The organism is Kitasatospora sp. NPDC048298 (genome assembly GCF_043201465.1).
Taxonomy (GTDB): domain Bacteria; phylum Actinomycetota; class Actinomycetes; order Streptomycetales; family Streptomycetaceae; genus Kitasatospora.
The window spans coordinates 31,684-53,163 of sequence record NZ_JBICYZ010000007.1; the positions used below are offsets into that span (position 1 = coordinate 31,684).

The window sequence follows — 21,480 nt, forward strand, 5'->3', positions numbered from 1 at the left end:
GGAGGTCAGGATGAACGCCACCTCGGACGCCCGAACCACCCGCATCGCCCGCCTCACCCCGTACGCCGTCGTCGGCGCCCCCGCGCTGATGGCGCTCTACGGCGGCATCCGGCTGGTGCCGGGCTCCCGGGCGCCGGGCCCCGGCTGGACGGCCGGCCACGCCGCGATGTTCGCCGGGCTGCTGCTGTTCGTCCCGGTCCTGCTCGCCCTGTACCGGCGGCTCGCCCCGCGCGGCACGGCCGGGCGGGTCGGGGCCGGGGCGGCCCTGGGGGCGGCCTTCGCGGGGCTGCTCTGCTCGCTGGCGCAGATCGGCGTCGACCTGGTCGTCGGGCTGGTGGCGGCGGACAAGGCCGAGCAGTCCCGGCTGTTCGACCGGGTTCAGGGCGTCCCCGGCGTGCTGCCGGCCGTCTACCAGGTCGGGCCGCTGCTCTTCTACGTCGGCCTGCTGGCGCTGCTGACCGCCGCCGCGGCGGGCCGCTCCCGGGCGCTGCGCTGGTGGAGCCCGGCGCTGGTGCTGCTCGGCACCCTGGCCACCGGCGTCGACCTGGCCCTCATCCCGCTCGCCGCCGCCTGCTACCTGCTCGCCCTGGCCCCGCTGGCCCGCCCGGCCGCCGCGCCGCGGGCCGCGCTGGCCTGATGTGCGCCCTTCGGCCCGAAACGGCCCCCGCCGGATTTTCGGTGGCCGCCGACGGGCCGTCGGCCGTACCGTCCGGGGTATGAACGCGAAGCGCCCCCTGGTCGCCGTGCTCACCGGCGCGGGCATCTCGACGGACTCCGGCATCCCCGACTACCGCGGCCCGAAGGGGCTGTGGCAGAAGGACCCGTCGGCGCAGGAGCTGGTCACCATCGAGCCGTACCGGGACGATCCGCGGGTGCGCCGGCGGGCCTGGCGGATGCGGCTGGAGACGGCCGCCCTGGCCGCCGAGCCGAACGCCGGGCACCGCGCGCTGGTCGACCTGGAGCGCTCCGGGCTGCCGACGCGGGTGCTCACCCAGAACATCGACGGGCTGCACCAGGAGTCCGGGCTGACCGCCCGCAAGGTGCTGGAGCTGCACGGCAACCTCCGGGAGACGCAGTGCCTGCGCTGCCGGGTGGTCGGTCCGATGGCGCAGGCGCTGGCGCGGGTCGAGGCGGGGGAGCCGGACCCGGAGTGCCGGGAGTGCGGGGGGATCCTCAAGCCGAACATCGTGATGTTCGGCGAGAACCTGGACCCGGAGGTGCTCGGGCAGGCCGACTCGATCGTCCGGGCCTGCGACGTCTTCATCGCGGTCGGCACCAGCCTCCAGGTGTTCCCGGTGGCGGCGCTGCCGTACAACGCGGTGAAGACCGGGGCGAAGCTGATCATCGTGAACGGCGAGCCCACCCCGTACGACGAGGCCGCGGCCGAGGTGATCCGGGAGTCGATCTCGGAGGCGCTGCCGAAGCTGGTGCGCCGACTTGTACGGGAACGGGCCTGATCAGGGGCCGGAAGGTCGTATTCCCGGATGTACCGCGTGCGTACGATGATCGTTCCGGCTTCCCCCTTCTGGCCTGGAGTGATCGACCGATGACGACGACGGCGAAGTTCGACCCCTGGTCGGCGGAGTTCGTGGCCCACCCGTACGACGCGTACGCCGAACTGCGCGAGCACGCGCCGGTGACGTACTTCGAGCCGACGAACCAGTGGCTCGTCTCGCGCTTCGAGGACGTCAGCGCCCTGCTGCGCGACCGGCGACTGGGCCGCACCTACACCCACCGCTTCAGCCACGAGGAGTTCGGCCGCACCGCGCCCGACCCGGCGCACGAGCCCTTCCACACCCTGAACGACCACGGGCTGCTGGACCTCGAAGGGCCGGACCACACCCGGCTGCGCCGGCTGGTCTCCAAGGCCTTCACCCCGCGCATGGTCGAGGGCCTGCGCCCCACCGTGCGCCGGCTGGCCGGGGAACTGGTCGACGAGCTGCTCGCGGCCGGCGGCGGCGACCTGATCGCCGCCGTCGCCGAGCCGCTGCCCGTCGCCGTGATCGCCGAGATGCTCGGCGTGCCGGAGGGCGACCGGCACCTGCTGCGGCCGTGGTCCGCCGACATCACCGGGATGTTCGAGCTCAACCCGAGCGAGGAGGTCGCCCGCCGGGCCGTCACCGCCAGCATCGAGTTCTCCGACTACCTGCGCACCCTGATCCGCGAACGCCGGGCGAACCCGGGGACGGACCTGATCAGCGCGCTCATCCAGGCCCAGGAGGGCTCCGACGCGCTCAGCGAGCAGGAGATGATCTCCACCTGCGTGCTGCTGCTCAACGCCGGCCACGAGGCGACCGTCAACACCACCGGCAACGGCTGGTGGGCGCTGTTCCGCAACCCCGGGGAGCTCGCCCGGCTGCGCGGCTCGGTCGACGAGCTGCTGCCCACCGCCGTCGAGGAGCTGATGCGCTGGGACACCCCGCTGCAGATGTTCGAGCGCTGGGTGCTGGAGGACATCGAGGTCCGCGGCGTCACCATCCCGCGCGGCGCCGAGATCGCCCTGCTCTTCGGCTCCGCCAACCGCGACCCCGAGCGCTTCGCCGACCCGGACCGCCTCGACCTCGGCCGCACCGACAACCCGCACATCACCTTCGGCGCCGGAATCCACTTCTGCCTCGGCGCCCCGCTTGCCAGACTGGAACTCACCGAGTCCTACGGCACGCTGCTGCGCCGGGCCCCGGGCCTGCGGCTGGTCCGCGAGCCCGAGTGGAACCCGGGCTACGTGATCCGCGGGCTCAAGGAGCTGTTGGTCGAGGTGTGACGGAGGAGGGGGAGCTGCCGTGGGCAAGGCGACGGGGGCGCTGCTGGGTCTGGCGATCGGGGACGCGCTGGGCAAGGAGACCGAGTTCCACGAGGTCGAGGAGATCGCCTGGATCCATCCCGACTGGCGGCGACTCCCGCTGCCCAAGCGGGCGCTGGTCACCGACGACACCCAGATGACGCTCGCCCTCGCCCGCGGCCTGCGCACCGCCCTGGAGCGCGGGCCGCTCACCCCGCTGCGGCTGGAGCGGCCGGTCCGCGAGGAGTTCGTCGACTGGTGGCGCTCCCCGCAGAACAACCGCGCCCCCGGCATGACCTGCCTGCGCGCCTGTCAGCGGCTCAGCCACCCGGAGTACCGCTGGCAGCAGGCCAGCGACGTCGGCTCCAAGGGCTGCGGCGCCAACATGCGGGTCGCCCCGGTCGGACTGGTCCGCGGCCTGGACGCCCGGCAGCTCTCCGGCGCCGCCCAGCTGCAGTCCGCGCTCACCCACGGCCACCCGACCGCCCTCGCCGCCGGCGACCTCACCGCGTACGCCGTGCGGCGGCTGGCCGAGGGCGTCCGGCCGGCCGACCTGCCCGCGGCGCTGCGGGCGTACGCGCTGGCGAGCCGGGAGCGGTACGACGGGTTCTGGCTCGGCGACCTCGCCGACCGCTGGCACGACCCCTCCCCGCAGGCCGGCACGGCCCGGGGCTGGGAGGAGTGCCTCACGGTGCTCGACCGACTGGACGCCGCGCTCGCCGCGCCCGACGTCGAGGCCGACCCCTGCCTGGCCACCGGAGAGGGCTGGATCGCCGAGGAGGCCCTCGGCACCGGCCTGCTCTGCTTCCTGCTGCTGCCCGACGACCCGGTGGCGGCCGTCCGCCGGGCCGCGTACTCCAGCGGCGACTCCGACTCGCTGGCCTGCCTGACCGGCGCCTTCGCGGGCGCCCACCACGGCGAGGCGGCCTGGCCGGCCGACTGGGTGGAGCGGATCGAGCACCGGGACGAACTGCTGGAGTTCGGGGCGCTCTGGGACTGATCCGGGGCCCCGCCGGGCGGGGCGGGCCGGGCGGAACCGGTCGGTGGGGCGGTGCGTCGAAGGGCCATGACGAACCGCAGCACCGCACCCCGTCGCACCCTCCGCCGCCCGGCGGCGCTGCTCCTCGCGGCCGCGCTCGCCGCGCCGCTGCTCGCCGGCTGCGGCAGCACCGGAGCCGCCGCGCCCGTGGAGCTCCGGGCGTCCGCGCCCGCGAGCCGGCCGGCCGTGGACCCGGCCCAGGTGGCCGCCACCGCGGCGGCCACCGACGCCTTCGGCCTGGACCTCCTGCACGCCCTGACCGCCCAGCCGGACGCCGCCGGGAGCAACCTGGTGGTCTCCCCGTCCGGCCTGGCCACCCTGCTCGCCATGCTGCTGCCCGGCGCCCGCGGCACCACCGCCGGGGAACTGGCCAAGGCCCTGCACACCGGGCTCGACCCGCGGCAGTACGCCTACGCCACCGGCGCGCTGAACCGGCCGGTCCCGGCCACCGGCAAGCTCACCCTGCGCCGCAGCAACGACCTCTGGACGCAGCAGGGCCTGGCCGTGGAACCGGACTACCTGGCCACCCTCGCCGCCGCCTTCGACACCGGCGTGCACCAGGCCGACTTCGCCAAGGACCCGGACGGGGCCCGCAGGACCGTCAACGCGGCCGTGGAGAAGGCCACCGACGGCCGGATCAAGGACCTGTTCGGCCGGGACGCGATCACCTCGAACACCCGGCTGGTGCTCACCGACGCGCTGTACCTCAAGGCCGAGTGGGCCTCCGCCTTCAAGCCCTCGCACACCGCCGACCGCCCGTTCCACAAGCTCGACGGCTCCACCCCGGCCGTCCCCACGATGGGGCAGACCGGGGAGTTCAAGTACGCCGACGGCTCCGGCGGGATCGTCGGCGAGCCCTGGCAGGCCGTCGAACTGCCCTATGCGGACGGCGGGTTGGCGATGGACCTGATCCTCCCCGGGCAGGGCGGCTTCACCGCCTTCGCCAAGGGCCTGGACCAGCCCCAGCTGGACCGCATCCTCGGCGCGCTCGCCGAGCGGCCGGTCGACCTCCGGCTGCCGCGCTTCCACTTCGGCACCTCGAAGGAGCTCACCCCCGCGCTGCGCTCGCTCGGGGTGGAGGCGGCCTTCGACCGGGCCGACTTCGGCGGCATCGCCAAGGACCCGCTGGCCGTCGGCACGGTCGTGCAGAAGGTCACCATCGAGGTCGGCGAGCAGGGCACGGTCGCGGCGGCCGGCAGTGGTGCCGGGATCGACGTGGCGGCGGCGCCGAACGTCGAACGGCCGGTCGAGATGCACCTCGACCGGCCGTTCCTGTTCCTGATCCGGGACACCCGGAGCGGGGCGCCGCTGTTCCTCGGCCAGGTCACCGACCCGCAGGCGCCGTAGCGCCCGTCTTCACACTCGCGCCCGCGCTACCAGGCCGGGTAGCGCCCGCCGAGCCCGGGGTGCAGCGGGTCGCGGCTGCCGAACAGCACCAGCAGGTCGTCCGCGACCTGCCGCAGCTCCGACCGGCCCTCGACCGCCCCGGCCCACTCGGCGGGCAGCGCCGCCGCGCCGTACGCGGCCCCGACCAGGTTGCCGCAGACCGCGCCGGTCGAGTCGCTGTCCCCGGAGTGGTTCACCGACAGCAGCAGCGCGGTGCGCACCGGGTCGGGGTCCAGGGTGGCCGCCAGCAGCGAGTACACCGCGATGGCCAGGCACTCCTCGGCGATCCAGCCGAGCCCGACCCGCTCCACCGTCTCCGCGGCCGGCTCGGCCTCCTGGGCGAGCCGCACCGCCCGCGCCAGCGCCTGGACGGTCTCCTTGGAGCTCGGCAACTCGCGGATCTGCTCCACCGTCTCGCCGACCGCCGCCCACGGCTCGGTGCCGTTCGCGAGCCGCTCGACGAGCGCCGCGAAGGCGCCCGCCGCGAGGTAGCCGGTCGGGTGGCCGTGGGTGAGCTGGGCGCACTGCACCGCCAGTCCGAAGGACTGCTCGACGCCCAGCCGGGCCAGCCCGAACGGCGCCGAGCGCATCACGGTGCCGCAGCCCTTGGAGCCCGGGTTGATCGGCCCGGTCAGCCCGATCGCCGACGGCGCCTCGAACACCGGGTGCTCGGACACCCCGCTCAGGCAGGCGTTGCCCGGCGCCCGCCGCGCGTACAGGAAGGGCCGGCTCAGCAGCCAGCCGTCGTACGGGTGGGGCTGCGGCTCGGTGTCCGGAGCGCCCTGGTACTGGGTCCGCAGCCAGCGGCGGTAGGCGCCGTGCACGGCCTCCGGCACCGAGCCGCCGCCGCCCGTCCAGCCGCGGACGAAGCCGCGGATCAGGCCCTCGGCGGTGAACAGCGTCATCTGGGTGTCGTCGGTCACCTCGACCGGTCCGGGCCCGGCCGGCAGCGCGGTCACGCCCTGCGGCCCGTACCGGTCCTGGATCTGGTGGAGCTGCTGGAACTCCACCGGCCAGCCCAGCGCGTCGCCGATCGCTCCGCCGAGCAGTGCTCCGCGCACCCGGTCCCGGTACCCCGATTCCGCCGCCGGTTCCGTCACGTCGAGTCCCCCTTCGTTCCTGGCGGACTACGTTCTATCAGGTCCCCGGGAAGCGGGGCGGCTCTTGTGGATCTTGCGCGGGTCGGGACGGGACCGGTGGGGCCGGCAGGGCCCGCCCGGCGCCCTCAGCGGCGGATCGCCCCGGCGCGCCCGTGCAGCGTGGCCCGGTCGGCGGCGGCGCGTCCGGCCGCCCAGCCCACCCCGTCGCTGACCCGCACCCGCTGCGAGACCAGCTTCGGGAACAGCCGGCCGACCTCCTCGTCCACCGCCTCGGAGCGGGCGGCGAGCGCGGGCAGCAGCCGCTCGTCGGGCAGCAGCTGCTCCTCGGTGCCGTCCTCGCGCAGGTGCCGCCCGGCCGCGGCGGCGCTGGTGGCGCGCTCGGTCGCGGCGGTCAGCCGCTCCCGGATCCGCGCCGCGTACGCGACCAGGAAGGACTGCCGGAACGCCTTGCTGCGTGAGTCCCTGCGGGAGCCCGCCTTGTTCATCGCGTGGGTGGCCTGCACCAGCAGCGAGGTGTAGAGCAGCTCGACGCCGTCCAGGTCGCCGTCGAAGCCGACCACGGTGCAGAAGCCGAACTCCTTCGCCCACACCACCCGGCACCGGTTGGCCGCCGCGACCGCGTCCAGCAGCATCGTCTTGGGGCCCTCGTACGGGTTGTCCACCCCGATCCGCAGCGCCGCCGGGGTGTCGCGGTCGGTGCCGTCCACGGCCAGCAGTGCCTCGTCGATGCTGTGCTGGGCCATCAGCTGCTGGGCCTTGGCGGTCAGCGCCTCGGCCTCCTCCGGGTACTCGGTGGACTCGGCCTTGGCCAGCAGCGCCCGGATCCGCGCCAGCATCCGCGGCTCGCCGGCCGCAGGCGCCGAGCGCTGCGGCCGCACGGCCTGCCCGGGGGCGGGCCCCACCGGGGCGATCGGCGGCAGCCGGCCCCAGGTGCGCAGCAGCTCCAGGACGGCGGTGGCGAGCGCGAAGCGGTCCAGCCGGTGCCGGTCGGTGAAGGCACCGAGGTACTCCTCGTCGCCGGACCACCACACCTCGGCCTCCAGCTCGCGCAGCTGCTCCAGCCAGCGCCGGTCCAGGGCGGCCGCCGGGTGGCGGCGGCCCTCGGCGGCGATCAGGTCCACCGCGAGGGCCAGGTGGACGGGCTTCAGCTCGCGCCGCACCACCCGGACCAGGTCGGCCGGCCGCCACCCGGCGGACCAGCAGCGGCCGACGGCGGTGTCCGCGTGGCCGAGCAGCGCCCGGCCGACCTCGGGCCACTGTCCGGCCGAGGCGGCCAGCAGCGACGCCCCGGTGTCCAGGGCGAGGTCCAGTGCGTCCTCGGGGGCCGTCAGCACCGACCGCACCGCCTGCTCCAGCAGCGGTCCGGCGGTCCCGGCCTGCTGCGCGCGCTCGCCCACGGTCTGTCCCTGCTCTCCTCGACGGTCCGGCCTCCTGCCCATGATGCCGGAGCCGCGGCGGGAACCCGCCGGGGAGCGGGCCGGGCCGGTGCGGCGGCCCGGCTCAGCGCTCGATGGCCTTGGCCAGGATCTCCGGCGTGCGCTTCAGCAGCCGGCTCGCCGCCATCCGCACGCCCAGCGCCGCGACCAGGGCGCCGTACAGCGGGCCGATCAGCAGCACCGGCCAGCTCGGCCCGTCCGAGGCCAGCGCCCAGGCGAGGTAGCCGCCGACCGGCAGCGCCAGCACCGTGACGCCGAACATCGAGCCGAACTGGTTGAGCAGGATCAGCCCGCCCTGCCCCGGGGCGGCGTTGCGCATCGGGTTGCTGTCGGCCGGCATGGTGTACGGCGCCAGCACGCTGAACATCGAGCCCAGCGCGATCCCGCAGCCGAGCAGCGCCAGCGCCAGGCCGAGCGCCGACGGCAGCTCGCCCCACCGGCCGGTGACGGCCGCCAGCACCAGCCCGAGCACCACCGTCACCGGGACGGCGTACGACAGCACCGCGTACGCCCGGCCGCGCAGCTCGGACCGGGCGTCGGCCGGGGTGCGCAGGGTGGCGGCGACCATCCAGAACGCCGAGCCGTCCATGCCGAACAGGTTGAGCATCTGCAGCCCGAGGAACACCCCGGTCATCGCCAGCAGGTACACGCTCGCCCAGCCCTGGACCATCGACAGCACGCAGATCACCAGCGTCATCCCGATGCTGGTGAACAGCGCCGCCTTGGCCCGCGGCTCGCGCCAGGCGTACCGCAGGTGGCGCTGCATCACCGCGCCGGTCCGCCCCTGGGGCAGGAAGCCCCACCCGCGCGCGTTCCGCACCCCGCGGGCCACCTCCAGGGTGGAGGAGTCGGCCGTCACCATCAGCTCCTGGAGGCTCCGCCGCCACCAGCGCAGCAGCAGCGCCAGCAGCGCGGCGGTCGCGGCGAGCTGGAGCAGCGCGAGCCCGTACCGGCCCTCGCCCGCGGTGCGCGGCGCGTCCGCCGCGCTGATCGGCGGGATCCAGCGCAGCACCGAGGCGATCGGCTTCAGCGGGGTGAGGTCGATCGGCCCGCCCCGGCGGCCGAGGATGCTCTGCGAGCCGACGTTGGCGACCTGCACCAGCAGGGCGAAGGCCAGCCCGCCGAAGATCGCGAAGTCCTTGCCGCGGCGGCTGGAGAGCATCCGGGCGTTGCCCGCCGCGACCGCCCGGGAGAGCGTGACCAGGCAGAGCACCGCGAGCGGCACGCCCGCCACCGCGACCGCGGTCGAGGCGCCTCCCGCCGCGCCGGCCAGCACCGCGCCGGTCACCAGCACCAGGGTGATCAGCGGCCCGGGCCCGATCAGGGCGGCCAGCAGCGAGCCGCGCAGCAGCGGGCCGGGCCGCAGCGGCAGCATGGTCAGCCGGGTCGGGTCGGCGCTCTCGTCGCTGGAGAAGAGGAACAGCGGCAGCGCGGCCCAGCCGAGGGTCAGCACGCCGAGCAGCATCACCCCGGCGTCCCCGGAGCCGGCGTACCGCCCGTTCAGCGCGGCCATCGCGACGGCGACGCCGGCCGCGAAGGCCAGGCCCACGACGCCGCCGATCACGTAGACGGTGGTCCGGCCGGGGCTGCGCCGCAGCCCGTTGCGCAGCAGCCGCAGTTTGAGCGCCACCAGGGCACGGACCACCGTCCGCCCGTCCGGCACCGGAGCCGTGACCCCGTCCCGTCCGGTCACCGGTCGCCTCCGGCCTGGCCGCCGCCGAGCCAGCCGAGCACCTGCCCGTCGTCCTCGCGCACGCCGATCAGCTCCAGGAAGGCCTCGTGCAGGCTGCGCCCGCCCCGGACGGAGTCCAGCGGGCCCTGGGCGATCACCCGGCCGGCGTTGACCACCGCGACCCAGTCGCAGAGCTGTTCGACCAGTTCCATCACGTGGCTGGAGAACACCACCGTGGAACCGGCCGCCGCGTACCGCTTGAGCACGCCGCGGATGGTCTGGGCGGAGACCGGGTCGACGCCCTCGAAGGGTTCGTCCAGGAACAGCACGTCCGGGTTGTGCAGCAGGGCGGCGGCGAGGCCGATCTTCTTGCGCATGCCGGTGGAGTAGTCGGCGACCAGCTTGTCGGCGTCCCGGCCGAGGTCCAGGACGGCCAGCAGCTCCTCGGCCCGCCGGTCCACCTCGGCGCCGGGCAGGCCGCGCAGCCGCCCGGTGTACTGGAGCAGCTCGCGCCCGCTGAGCCGCTCGAACATCCGCAGGCCCTCGGGCAGGATGCCTATTCGGGCCTTGACCGTGACCGGGTCCGCCCACACGTCGGTGCCGTGGACCAAGACGGTGCCCTGGTCGGGCCGGAGCAGCCCGGTGACCATCGACAGCGTGGTGGTCTTGCCGGCGCCGTTCGGCCCGACCAGGCCGACGAACGCCCCGGCCGGAAGCTCCAGGCTCAGCCCGGCCACGGCTGCCTGGGTGCCGAAGTGCTTCCAGAGCCCCTGGATGCTGACGGCGGACGGGGTTCCCGGCCCGGGGAGGTCGGAGGACGGCGGCGCTGACGCCTGCATGGCGGCCTTCTCTGCTCGTGGTGGGACATCGTCGTGGCTGGAGACCAGCCTGGCACTGCTCGAACGGGCTGTCGCCCGAGTTGAGCATCCCTTGAGACCGTCCGCCGAACGGCCCAGGCGCGCCGCCCGACATCCTCTTCCCGACCACTGGTCCGATTCGGCAACTACCCGGTCCTGTCGTTCGTCCTGCACTATGAGTGAGCAGTGACGTGCGCGGGGGTGCCGCGCTACCGGGAGGTGGCGGATGTCCGTACAACCATGGGGCGAGCCCGGTTCCGGCCATCCGCCGGCCAAGCAGCCGGCGGCGGGCTGGCAGCCGGCGCCCCCGGTGTCCCCGCAGGCCGTGATGCGGGCGGGCCACGCCGACCGGGACCGCACGCTGGACGTCCTCAAGGCCGCGTTCGCCGAGGGACGGCTCACCATCCAGGAGTACGAGCAGCGCCACGAGGCGGCGGCCGGAGCGCAGACCTACGGCCAGCTGGCCGCCCTGGTGGCCGACCTGCCCTCCGGTCCGATGACGGCGCCACCGATGACCGCGCCGCAGCCGGTCCCGGCGACCTTCCTCCCGCCGCCCCCGCCCCCGCCGCCGCCCCGCCCCACCAATGTGCTCGCGGTCACGTCGTTGGTGCTCGGCCTGGTCTGCTTCTCGCTGCCCGCCGTGGTGACCGGCCACATCGCCCGGTCGCAGATCCGCCAACGCAACATGGACGGCGACTGGGCGGCCGTCCTCGGCCTGGTCATCGGTTACATGGGCACCGCTTTCTGGACCTTGTTGATCCTGCTGGGTACCGTCTGACCCGCTGGTACCGCCTCCGTCGTCGGTGGACCGCACCGGGCCGGACCGACTCGGCGGGCCTCCACCGGGAGGGTGCCATTAGTCCCTCAGGGCTCGGTTCGGTACGGTCTTCTCGTCCATGGCTGACCGTTGCCTGTTACATCTCGTCGATGCGAGCACCCACCGCGCCCGGCCGTGGGCGTCGCACGCCGAGTTCGGACCGACCCCGAAGGCCCATTTCCAGATGATGATCACTGCCGTCAAGAGCATCGCCGAGCGGCTCGCGTCCTCACCCCGGCGGCTGTGGGCGGTCGCGTTCGCGATCCTCTTCGCGCTGAGCGCCTCCTGGTCGCTGACGACTCCGATCGGCGGCGCGCCCGACGAACCCGCGCACATCATCCGGGCGGGCGCGGTCGCCCGGGGCCAGGTCAACGGCGTGGAGGTCATGACCCCGCACACGGTCGGCGGGATCCAGGGCTACTGGGCCGAGAGCGGGGTGGAGCTCCCGCGGATCTACGAGGACCTGGCGGAGACCCACTGGTGCTACGCCTTCAAGTCCTGGCAGTCGGCCGACTGCGCGCCCCCGCTCAAGCAGCGCTCCGGGACGGCCGAGGTGACCACCTCGGCGGGCCGCTACCACCCGGCGTACTACTTCGCCGTCGGCTGGCCCAGCCTGCTGCTCCCGGGCAAGACGGCCTTCTACCTGATGCGCCTGATCTCGGCCGCGATCTGCTCCGCCCTGGTGGCGAGCGCCGTGGTCTCGGCGGCGGAGTGGCGCCGGCGCTCCCTCAGCATCCTCGGCGTGGTGGCGGCCGCCACCCCGATGTCGCTGTTCATGTTCGGCGTGGTCAACCCGAGCGGCCCGGAGATCGCCGCGGGCATCCTGGTCTGGAGCTCCGCCGTGGCGCTGCTGATGAACCCGGACCCACAGCTCCTGAGCCGCCGCGTCGCCCGGCTCGGCATCGGCGCGGTGGTGCTGATGAGCATCCGGCCGTTGGGCCTGATCTGGCTCAGCGGGGCGGTCTTCTTCGCCCTGCTGCTCGGGCGCAGGGGCGTCCTGGGTCAGATCCTGCGCCATCGGGCGACCTGGGCCTGGGGCGCCGTGGCCGCGGTCTCGGCCGTCGTGGCCCTCGTCTGGTCCTCGACCCATCCGGACCACTCGACCATCAACGCCCCGGGCAACCTCACCCCGCTGTCCGCGGCCCGTCAGACCTTCGACAACGGCCTGCTGTACATGAAGCAGATGATCGGCTACTTCGGCTGGCTGGACGCCGAACCCCCGGCCGCGACGCTGCTGCTGTGGTGCGCCGTGGCGATCGCCCTGGTGCTGCTGGCGCTCTGCTACGCGCGGCTCAGGGACACCCTGGCCGTCCTGGGGATCCTGGCCGGGATCGTGGTCATACCGCTGGTGGCCCAGGCCATGCAGGCGCGTGAGGTCGGCATGATCTGGCAGGGCCGCTACCTGCTGCCGTTCGCCGTCGGGCTGCCGATCGTGTGCGCCGCGATCTGCCACGAGCGGCTGCCGCGGGGCGGTTTCGCCTGGCGCCGGCTGATGGTGCTCTGCTCCCTCGCGCTGGCCCTGGCCGACTTCGCGGGGTTCATCTGGGCGCTGCGCCGCAACACGGTCGGTACCGGCGGTTCGTTCTTCATCAGCCCGGCCCACTGGTCGCCGCCGTTCGTGGGCTGGCAGCCCTGGGTGCTGGTGTACGGGGTGGGCGTGCTGGCGCTGGGGCTGCTCGTCGCCCTGTCGGACCGGAAGGGGACGGACCGGCCACAGGACGAGTCGGCGTCGGCCGGGACGTCCGGGGACGGTGCCGACGACGGGAGCACCCCGCTCGCCGCCGCCCGCGCGGAGGCGTAGGGTTTCGCCCTGCGGGGGGCTCTCGGCCGTGATATGGGCGGCACCGGCGCCGGTTCCCGTCCCGTTTCGAGGCCAGGCCCCGCGACCTGCGGCGTTGCATTTGTTTTGACCGCGCCCGATGCGCTAGGTACGCTCTGACCTTGTGCCTGGGGTGTCCCCGGGTCCTTGTGCGTGCATGCACACCGGTCGCCGCGCCGAGCCGGAGCGCCTCCCAGCGCGCCGCGCGTAGAGCGCCGTCGCTGTACATCAGCCATGGGATTCCGTGTCGTAACAAGCCCAACACACCCGACCGCGTGGGTCGACCACGGGGGCGGGTGCGAGGGAGACACCGCAGGTTAGTTTCACCAAGCCTTGGCACACAGAAAACGGAGAAACGGTGCCTACGATCCAGCAGCTGGTCCGAAAGGGCCGGCAGGACAAGGTCGAGAAGAACAAGACTCCCGCGCTGAAGGGCTCCCCGCAGCGCCGTGGGGTCTGCACGCGTGTGTACACGACCACCCCGAAGAAGCCGAACTCGGCTCTCCGCAAGGTCGCCCGTGTGCGCCTCACCAGCGGGATCGAGGTCACCGCTTACATCCCGGGCGAGGGCCACAACCTGCAGGAGCACTCCATCGTGCTGGTGCGCGGTGGTCGTGTGAAGGACCTTCCTGGTGTCCGCTACAAGATCATCCGCGGTTCGCTCGACACCCAGGGTGTCAAGAACCGCAAGCAGGCTCGCAGCCGCTACGGCGCCAAGAAGGAGAAGTAAGAATGCCTCGTAAGGGCCCCGCCCCGAAGCGCCCGGTCATCATCGACCCGGTTTACGGCTCCCCGGTCGTCACCCAGCTGGTCAACAAGATCCTGCTGCACGGCAAGCGCTCCACCGCCGAGCGGATCGTCTACGGCGCCCTCGAGGGCGTCCGTGAGAAGACCGGCTCGGACCCGGTCGTGACGCTGAAGCGCGCGCTGGAGAACGTCAAGCCGGCCCTCGAGGTCAAGTCCCGCCGTGTCGGTGGCGCGACCTACCAGGTTCCGGTCGAGGTCCGTCCGGGCCGCGCCAGCACCCTGGCGCTGCGCTGGATGGTCGGTTACTCCCGCGCCCGTCGCGAGAAGACCATGACCGAGCGCCTGATGAACGAGATCCTCGACGCCAGCAACGGCCTGGGCGCTTCCGTGAAGCGTCGCGAGGACACCCACAAGATGGCCGAGTCCAACAAGGCCTTCGCGCACTACCGCTGGTAGTCCGTACCCCGTCACTAGACAGAGAGAGAACGAGCCACCATGGCTGCAACCTCCCTTGACCTCGCCAGGGTCCGCAACATCGGGATCATGGCGCACATCGACGCGGGCAAGACCACCACCACCGAGCGGATCCTGTTCTACACCGGTGTCTCGTACAAGATCGGTGAGGTCCACGATGGCGCTGCCACCATGGACTGGATGGAGCAGGAGCAGGAGCGCGGCATCACGATCACGTCGGCCGCGACGACCTGTCACTGGACGGTCGACGACGTCGACAACACCATCAACATCATCGACACCCCGGGTCACGTCGACTTCACCGTCGAGGTGGAGCGTTCGCTGCGCGTCCTCGATGGTGCCGTGACGGTGTTCGACGGTGTCGCCGGTGTCGAGCCCCAGTCCGAGACCGTGTGGCGGCAGGCTGACCGCTACGGCGTTCCGCGCATCTGCTTCATCAACAAGCTGGACCGCACGGGCGCGAACTTCTTCTTCTGCGTGCAGACCATCGTGGACCGCCTCGGCGCCACCCCGCTGGTCATGCAGCTCCCGATCGGTGCCGAGTCGGACTTCCAGGGCGTTGTCGACCTGGTCCGCATGAAGGCGCTGGTCTGGTCCGCCGAGGCCGCCAAGGGCGAGATGTACGACGTCGTCGACATCCCGGCCGACCTGCAGGAGCAGGCCGAGGAGTACCGCGAGGCGCTCATCGACACGGTCTCGAACGTCAGCGACGAGATCATGGAGCTCGCCCTCGAGGGCGAGGAGATCCCGGTCGAGCTGCTGCAGGACGCGATCCGCAAGGGCACCCTGAACTCGGACTTCACCCCGATCTTCTGCGGTACCGCCTTCAAGAACAAGGGCGTTCAGCCCCTGCTCGACGCGGTCGTCAAGTACCTGCCGTCCCCGCTGGACATCGAGTCCATCGAGGGCACCAAGCCGGGCGACGACACCGTCAAGATCTCCCGCAAGGCCTCGGACGACGAGCCGCTCGCCGCGCTCGCGTTCAAGATCATGTCGGACCCGCACCTCGGCAAGCTCACCTTCGTCCGGGTCTACTCGGGCCGCCTGGAGTCCGGCACCTCGGTGCTGAACGCCGTCAAGGGCAAGAAGGAGCGCATCGGCAAGATCTACCGCATGCACGCGAACAAGCGTGAGGAGATCGACTCGGTGGGCGCCGGCGACATCATCGCCGTCATGGGCCTGAAGCAGACCACCACCGGTGAGACGCTGTCCGACGAGAAGAACCCGGTCATCCTGGAGTCCATGGACTTCCCGGCCCCGGTCATCCGCGTCGCGATCGAGCCCAAGTCCAAGGGTGACCAGGAGAAGCTGGGTGTCGCCATCCAGCGTCTCGCCGAGGAGGACCCGTCCTTCCAGGTCAACACGGACGAGGAGACCGGCCAGACCATCATCGCGGGTATGGGCGAGCTGCACCTCGAGGTGCTGGTCGACCGTATGCGCCGTGAGTTCAAGGTCGAGGCCAACGTCGGCAAGCCGCAGGTCGCGTACCGCGAGACCATCCGCCAGGCGGTCGAGCGCATCGACTACACCCACAAGAAGCAGACCGGTGGTTCCGGTCAGTTCGCCAAGGTGCAGATCGCGATCGAGCCGCTCGAGCAGGCCGAGGGCTACGAGTTCGTCAACAAGGTCACCGGTGGCCGCGTTCCGCGGGAGTACATCCCGTCGGTCGACGCCGGTTGCCAGGAGGCCATGGAGTTCGGCATCCTCGCCGGCTACCCGCTGCAGGGTGTCCGCGTGAGCCTGCTCGACGGCCAGGCCCACGACGTCGACTCCTCCGAGCTCGCGTTCAAGATCGCCGGTTCGATGGCCTTCAAGGAAGGCGCGAAGAAGGCCAAGCCGGTCCTTCTCGAGCCGATGATGGCCGTCGAGGTCACCACGCCCGAGGACTACATGGGCGACGTGATCGGCGACATCAACTCTCGTCGTGGCCAGATCCGGTCCATGGACGAGCGTCACGGTGCCCGCGTCGTCTCGGCGCTGGTGCCCCTCTCCGAGATGTTCGGCTACGTCGGTGACCTGCGCAGCAAGACCTCTGGTCGCGCGAGCTACTCGATGCAGTTCGACTCGTACGCCGAGGTTCCGAAGAACGTGGCGGACGACATCATCGCCAAGGCCAAGGGCGAGTGACGTCCCGATAATCGGGACGATTACGAAGCCTTAGGCTATTAGGAGGCAACCCGGGAGGATCCGGTCGGATCCTCCCGGGGCCTCCGGCCCCCCCAGCAGCGGGACGGCACGGGATGTCCTCCGGACAACCCGCACCAAAACCGATTTCAGACCAACTGGCGTCAGCACGGCGTACAGGAACTGTCCTCAGGAGGACTCAGTGGCGAAGGCGAAGTTCGAGCGGACGAAGCCCCACGTCAACATCGGCACCATCGGTCACATCGACCACGGCAAGACCACGCTGACCGCGGCCATCACCAAGGTGCTGCACGACGCGTACCCGGAGATCAACCCCTTCACGCCGTTCGACCAGATCGACAAGGCCCCGGAGGAGCGTCAGCGCGGTATCACCATCTCGATCGCGCACGTCGAGTACCAGACCGAGGCGCGCCACTACGCCCACGTCGACTGCCCGGGTCACGCCGACTACATCAAGAACATGATCACCGGTGCCGCCCAGATGGACGGCGCCATCCTCGTGGTCGCCGCCACCGACGGCCCGATGCCGCAGACCAAGGAGCACGTCCTCCTGGCCCGCCAGGTCGGCGTTCCGTACATCGTCGTCGCCCTGAACAAGGCCGACATGGTGGACGACGAGGAGATCCTGGAGCTCGTCGAGCTCGAGGTCCGCGAGCTGCTCTCCGAGTACGAGTTCCCGGGCGACGACCTGCCGGTCGTCCGCGTCTCCGCGCTGAAGGCGCTGGAGGGCGACAAGGAGTGGGGCGAGAAGCTCCTCGGCCTGATGCACGCCGTCGACGAGGCCATCCCGACCCCGGCCCGCGCCGTGGACCAGCCGTTCCTGATGCCGATCGAGGACGTCTTCACGATCACCGGTCGTGGCACCGTCGTCACCGGTCGTATCGAGCGCGGTATCCTCAAGGTCAACGAGACTGTCGACATCATCGGCATCAAGGAGACCAAGACCACCACCACGGTCACCGGCATCGAGATGTTCCGCAAGCTGCTCGACGAGGGCCAGGCCGGTGAGAACGTCGGTCTGCTGCTCCGTGGCATCAAGCGCGAGGACGTCGAGCGCGGCCAGGTCATCATCAAGCCGGGTTCGGTTACCCCGCACACCGACTTCGAGGCCCAGGCCTACATCCTGTCGAAGGACGAGGGTGGCCGCCACACCCCGTTCTTCAACAACTACCGCCCGCAGTTCTACTTCCGTACCACGGACGTGACCGGCGTCGTGACCCTCCCCGAGGGCACCGAGATGGTCATGCCGGGCGACAACACCGCCATGACCGTTGCGCTGATCCAGCCCATCGCCATGGAGGAGGGCCTGAAGTTCGCCATCCGTGAGGGTGGCCGCACCGTCGGCGCCGGCCAGGTCACCAAGATCATCAAGTAGTCTGATGCTCTGACCTGCCTGCCTCGTACAGGCTCGGTCCGAAGGGCCCCGCGCACTCCGAGTGAGCGGGGCCCTTCGGCGTGTCGGGATATCGAATCGACGGCGATCAGGTAACAGGTCCGTTGAGAGTGTGCTCAGAGCAGACTGCTATCCTGCCGCTCATTGGCTCTCCCTCGCCGCCGTCCGCGATGCTCCGGGTGCGGAGGGAGAAGGTTCCGGCCGGTGGGGTCGACTCGGCGGTCCAAGCCTCCCAACCGCTTTCGGATCACATGGGGACAGGCGAAGAAGGATGCTCAACGCAGGAGATCAGGGAGTCGGGTCGGCCGGCGAGCCGGCGCCGCTCTTGTCGGTCGTCATGCCGATCTACAACGAGCAGGAGGCGCTGCCGCTGACCGTGCACCGCCTGCGCCCGATCCTCGACGGGTTGGGGATCACGTACGAAGTGGTCGGCATCGACGACGGCAGCACGGACGCCACCCCGGTGCTGATGCAGAAGATCCGCCAGGACTGGCCGGAGTTCCGCATCGTCCGCTTCGCCCGCAACTCCGGGCACCAGGCCGCGCTCACGGCCGGCATCCACCGCGCCTTCGGCGACTACGTCGTCTCCATCGACGCCGACCTCCAGGACCCGCCGGAGAAGATCCCCGAGATGCTCTCGCTCGCGCGCGAGCAGGGCCTCGACGTGGTCTACGGCGTGCGCGGCGACCGCGGCACCGACACGGTCTTCAAGCGCCGCACCGCCGGCGGCTACTACTGGCTGATGCGCAAGCTCGTCGGCAAGAAGATGCCGAACCAGGCGGGCGACTTCCGCCTGCTCAGCCGTGCCGCGGTGGACGCGCTCAAGGCGATGCCCGAGCACCAGCCGGTCTACCGGCTGCTGGTGCCGTGGCTCGGCTTCCCGAGCGGCGAGGTCGTCTACGTGCGCGAGGAACGGGTCGCCGGTTCGACCCACTACCCGCTGTCCAAGATGGTCCGCCTGGCCGTCGACAGCGTCACCAACTTCTCGGCGAGCCCGCTGCGGCTCGCCACCTGGCTCGGCCTGCTGAGCTTCCTGGTCTGCTTCGCCCTCGGTGTCTACACCGTGGTCGCGTACGCGCTCGACAAGACCGTCCCCGGCTGGTCCTCGCTGTTCATGGGCATGCTGTTCCTCGGCGCCGTCCAGCTCGTCTGCATGGGTCTGCTGGGTGAGTATGTCGGGCGCATCTACTCGGCGGCCCAGGCCAGGCCGGCGTACTTCGTCGGCTACGACTCGGCGGACGGGCCCGACCCCGCGACGGCTCGTCGCAGCGCCTCCTACACGGGCTGACCCGGAGTCGTTCCGCCGCCGGTCGACGGACCGCGGCCGGCCTCCGCCAGGCTGCCGTGCTGCGAGCTGTGAGCTCGGACGAGAGAACGGACACCATGCATACGAACAGCACCGCGACCGGAGCCGCCCCGGCCACCGGAGGACGTCCGGGGGTCCCGGCGCCGTCCGGCGGGCTGTCCGGCGGCGCGACGGACGGGGGCTCCCGGGCGCACGCCCTCTGGCGCTTCCTGCCCGCCGTCTCGGCCTACCTGCTCCTGGTGGGGCTGCTGCTGGCCGCGGACACCAGGGTCGGCGACATCGCCCGGTACACCTTCTACGCGGGCTGGGGCGTGGTGCTCCCGGGCACCCTGGTCTTCCGGGCCCTGCGCAGGCGTCCGCACACCCTGCTGGAGGACCTCGTCTTCGGCGCGGTGACCGGGCTGGTGCTGGAACTGGCGGCGTGGGCGGTCCTCGTCCGCGCCGGCCTGCAGTCGGTGGCCGTCGGCTGGCCGCTCGCGGTGGTCGTCCCGTTCGCGCTCGTCCCCGGCCTGCGCCGGCACTGGCGCCCCAGTGGCTACCGGCGGCTGTCCCCGGGCTGTTCCTGGTCGACGGCCGCGGTGGTGGGCCTGACCAGCCTGTACTACTACCAGGTCTTCCTGTCGAAGTTCCCGGTCCTGGCGACGGACGAGCGGTCCCGGCTGTTCGGCGACATGCCGTACATGCTGTCGCTGGCGGCCGATGCCAAGCAGCACGTGCCGCTGACCGTGCCGCAGGTGGCGGGGGAGCCGCTCCACTACCACTGGTTCACGTTCGCGCACATGGCGATGACCGACATGGTCGGCCACATCGACCTGCCGGTGGTCGAGACCAGGCTGCTCGTCCCCGCGTTCGCCGCGCTCGGTGTGCTGATCATGACCGTGGTGGCCCAGCGGGTCACCGGCCGGGCGTGGGCGGGACCGCTGGCCGCGCTGCTGCTCTTCGCGGTCGGGGAGTTCACCGCGGTCTACCCGAACACCGTGATGAGCTGGACCTTCGGTGCGCCGGCCGTCCGGCTGATGTCCTGGTCGAGCATGTCGCTGACGTACAGCCAGCCGCTGCTGATCGCGCTGGTCGGCGTGGTCGCCGACGGGCTCCGCCGGGTCGGCGGTCCGGGCGGCGAGGACGGGCCGTTCCGGGCACCGCAGTTCGGGCGGGGCGTCTTCGTCCTGACGGCGATGTTCGCGACCGCCTCCAGCGCGGCCAAGGCGAGCACCCTCCCGGTGGCCCTCGCGGGTCTGGCCGTCGCCGGTCTGGCGGTCGTGATCAGGAGCAGGTGCATCCCCTGGACGGTCGTCGGGCTGGGCGGGGCCATCGCGGGAGCGCAGCTCTTCGCGACGGCGGTGATCTTCGACTTCGAGAGCTACGGCCTGGAGGTCATCCCCTTCGGCAACATCCAGAAGTACTGGGCCGAACCCCTGGAGGGCCGGCCGGTGCTGGCCCAGAGCGGCCTGGTCGTGGCCGTCCTGATCGCCTTCCTCCTGAACCACCAGATCAAGCTCCTGGGCGCGGTGCCGCTGCTGTGGCGCCGCCGGCTCCGGCTGGAGCCGGCGCAGTGGTTCCTGCTCGGCGCGGCGGTGGCCGGACCGGCGGCCTACCTGGTGGTCAACGGCTACAACGCCAGCTACTTCACCATCTCCGCGATGCCCTTCGGGGCGGTGCTGTCCGCCTGGGGGTACTGCGAGGCCTTCGAGCGGGCCAGGCTGCCCAGGGCCGGCAAGGCCGCCCTGGCCGTCGGCGCGGTGGCCCTGACCGGGCTGCTCACCTGGCTCTCGTACCGGTACTCGGCGACCTGGGAGACCTTCCTCCACGAGCACACCGGCGACGGCACCGGCACCGAGCCGTACACGCCGCTGCTGCCGGCGCTGAGCGTGGCGGCCGCGTTCGCGGTGCTGGCGCTCCTCCTGGGGCTGCTCTGGCGGCTGCTCTCCCGGGGGGCGCGCGGCCTGCGGCGCCGGGGCGGGGTCGTCCTGCTGACCGCCGGACTGACACTCGGCACCCCTGGCCTGGCCCTCGACGCCGTCCAGGCCCAGGAGATGATGTGGGACGGCAGCTGGGTGATGCCGGCGAGCCAGGTGAACGCCGCCCGCTGGATCCGCTCGCACAGCGAGCCCTCGGACATCCTGGCGACGAACAGCCACTGCTGGCAGTACGAGGACTACGCGGACGGCCTGCCGTGCGCCAACTACCGTTCGCACTGGCTCAGCGGCTACTCGGAGCGCTCGGTCCTGATCGAGGGCTGGGCCTACGCGCCGAGGCTGATGGCCACCGCGAACGGGGCGTCGGCCTCCGGCTCGCCGTTCTGGGACACCGAGCTGTTCCAGCTCAACGAGGCCGCGTTCTACGCGCCGACGCCGGACATCCTGAAGCGGCTGCACCGCGATCACAAGGTCCGCTACCTGGTGGTCCAGCGGAAGGCGGGCGAGGAGTCGCCGCAGCTCAGGAACCTCGCCAAGCAGGTGTTCGACAACGGCCGGGTGGCCGTGTACGAGCTCTCCTGACCCGACGAACGA

Annotated in this window: 17 protein-coding genes; 13 read left to right on the forward strand and 4 right to left on the reverse strand. The window is 72.1% G+C overall.

What is annotated here, in order from left to right; all coding sequences use genetic code 11:
- The first annotated feature begins 10 nt into the window (after window positions 1–10).
- From ACGF0D_RS08240 to ACGF0D_RS08260, 5 genes are all read left to right on the forward strand, one after another.
- Window positions 11–637, forward strand: a complete 627-nt coding sequence (locus tag ACGF0D_RS08240; protein ID WP_392914370.1) for a hypothetical protein — start codon at window positions 11–13, stop codon at window positions 635–637.
- Between the two features lie 79 nt (window positions 638–716).
- Window positions 717–1,457: an NAD-dependent deacetylase gene (locus ACGF0D_RS08245; protein ID WP_392867420.1), complete on the forward strand. Its 741-nt coding sequence runs from the start codon at window positions 717–719 to the stop codon at window positions 1,455–1,457.
- A gap of 89 nt (window positions 1,458–1,546) precedes the next feature.
- Window positions 1,547–2,761 carry a cytochrome P450 gene (locus ACGF0D_RS08250; protein WP_392867418.1) on the forward strand — a complete coding sequence of 405 codons (1,215 nt, stop codon included), beginning with the start codon at window positions 1,547–1,549 and terminating at the stop codon, window positions 2,759–2,761.
- 19 nt (window positions 2,762–2,780) lie between these two features.
- Window positions 2,781–3,779, forward strand: coding sequence for an ADP-ribosylglycohydrolase family protein (locus tag ACGF0D_RS08255; RefSeq protein WP_392914371.1), 999 nt, complete (start codon window positions 2,781–2,783; stop codon window positions 3,777–3,779).
- Window positions 3,780–3,845: 66 nt separating this feature from the next.
- Window positions 3,846–5,165, forward strand: a complete 1,320-nt coding sequence (locus ACGF0D_RS08260) for a serpin family protein (RefSeq protein WP_392914372.1) — start codon at window positions 3,846–3,848, stop codon at window positions 5,163–5,165.
- Between the two features lie 26 nt (window positions 5,166–5,191).
- On the opposite strand, the gene ACGF0D_RS08265 is transcribed toward ACGF0D_RS08260, so the two are convergent.
- From ACGF0D_RS08265 to ACGF0D_RS08280, 4 genes are all read right to left on the reverse strand, one after another.
- Window positions 5,192–6,304 (reverse strand): ADP-ribosylglycohydrolase family protein, encoded by a 1,113-nt coding sequence (locus ACGF0D_RS08265; RefSeq protein WP_392867409.1) that lies wholly within the window; start codon window positions 6,302–6,304, stop codon window positions 5,192–5,194.
- Between the two features lie 125 nt (window positions 6,305–6,429).
- Window positions 6,430–7,701, reverse strand: coding sequence for a DUF2786 domain-containing protein (locus tag ACGF0D_RS08270; protein ID WP_392914373.1), 1,272 nt, complete (start codon window positions 7,699–7,701; stop codon window positions 6,430–6,432).
- 103 nt (window positions 7,702–7,804) lie between these two features.
- Complete coding sequence (locus ACGF0D_RS08275; RefSeq protein WP_392914374.1) at window positions 7,805–9,433, reverse strand: transporter; 1,629 nt, start codon at window positions 9,431–9,433, stop codon at window positions 7,805–7,807.
- The gene (locus ACGF0D_RS08280) at window positions 9,430–10,251 is read right to left on the reverse strand and encodes an ABC transporter ATP-binding protein (RefSeq protein WP_392867401.1); all 822 of its coding nucleotides are present in this window, start codon (window positions 10,249–10,251) and stop codon (window positions 9,430–9,432) included. Before ACGF0D_RS08280 ends, ACGF0D_RS08275 begins: the two co-directional genes overlap by 4 nt.
- Window positions 10,252–10,495: 244 nt before the next feature.
- Here ACGF0D_RS08280 and ACGF0D_RS08285 point away from each other — a divergent pair, with 244 nt between their 5' ends.
- From ACGF0D_RS08285 to ACGF0D_RS08320, 8 genes are all read left to right on the forward strand, one after another.
- Window positions 10,496–11,047, forward strand: coding sequence for a DUF1707 and DUF4190 domain-containing protein (locus tag ACGF0D_RS08285; RefSeq protein ID WP_392867398.1), 552 nt, complete (start codon window positions 10,496–10,498; stop codon window positions 11,045–11,047).
- A 223-nt stretch (window positions 11,048–11,270) separates the two neighbouring features.
- Entirely contained in the window at window positions 11,271–12,887 is a 1,617-nt protein-coding gene (locus ACGF0D_RS08290; protein WP_392867395.1) for a DUF2142 domain-containing protein, read from the forward strand.
- 376 nt (window positions 12,888–13,263) lie between these two features.
- A complete protein-coding gene (gene rpsL / locus ACGF0D_RS08295) occupies window positions 13,264–13,635 on the forward strand; it encodes a 30S ribosomal protein S12 (protein WP_014144289.1) in 372 nt (123 codons plus the stop codon).
- A 2-nt stretch (window positions 13,636–13,637) separates the two neighbouring features.
- On the forward strand, window positions 13,638–14,108 hold the full coding sequence (gene rpsG / locus ACGF0D_RS08300) for a 30S ribosomal protein S7 (protein ID WP_030055803.1): 471 nt from the start codon (window positions 13,638–13,640) through the stop codon (window positions 14,106–14,108).
- 39 nt (window positions 14,109–14,147) lie between these two features.
- The gene (gene fusA / locus ACGF0D_RS08305; protein ID WP_392914375.1) at window positions 14,148–16,253 is read left to right on the forward strand and encodes an elongation factor G; all 2,106 of its coding nucleotides are present in this window, start codon (window positions 14,148–14,150) and stop codon (window positions 16,251–16,253) included.
- 199 nt (window positions 16,254–16,452) lie between these two features.
- Window positions 16,453–17,646, forward strand: coding sequence for an elongation factor Tu (tuf, locus tag ACGF0D_RS08310; RefSeq protein WP_380608275.1), 1,194 nt, complete (start codon window positions 16,453–16,455; stop codon window positions 17,644–17,646).
- A gap of 355 nt (window positions 17,647–18,001) precedes the next feature.
- On the forward strand, window positions 18,002–18,952 hold the full coding sequence (locus tag ACGF0D_RS08315; protein ID WP_392867389.1) for a glycosyltransferase family 2 protein: 951 nt from the start codon (window positions 18,002–18,004) through the stop codon (window positions 18,950–18,952).
- 95 nt (window positions 18,953–19,047) lie between these two features.
- Complete coding sequence (locus tag ACGF0D_RS08320; protein WP_392914376.1) at window positions 19,048–21,468, forward strand: hypothetical protein; 2,421 nt, start codon at window positions 19,048–19,050, stop codon at window positions 21,466–21,468.
- The last annotated feature ends 12 nt before the right edge of the window (window positions 21,469–21,480 follow it).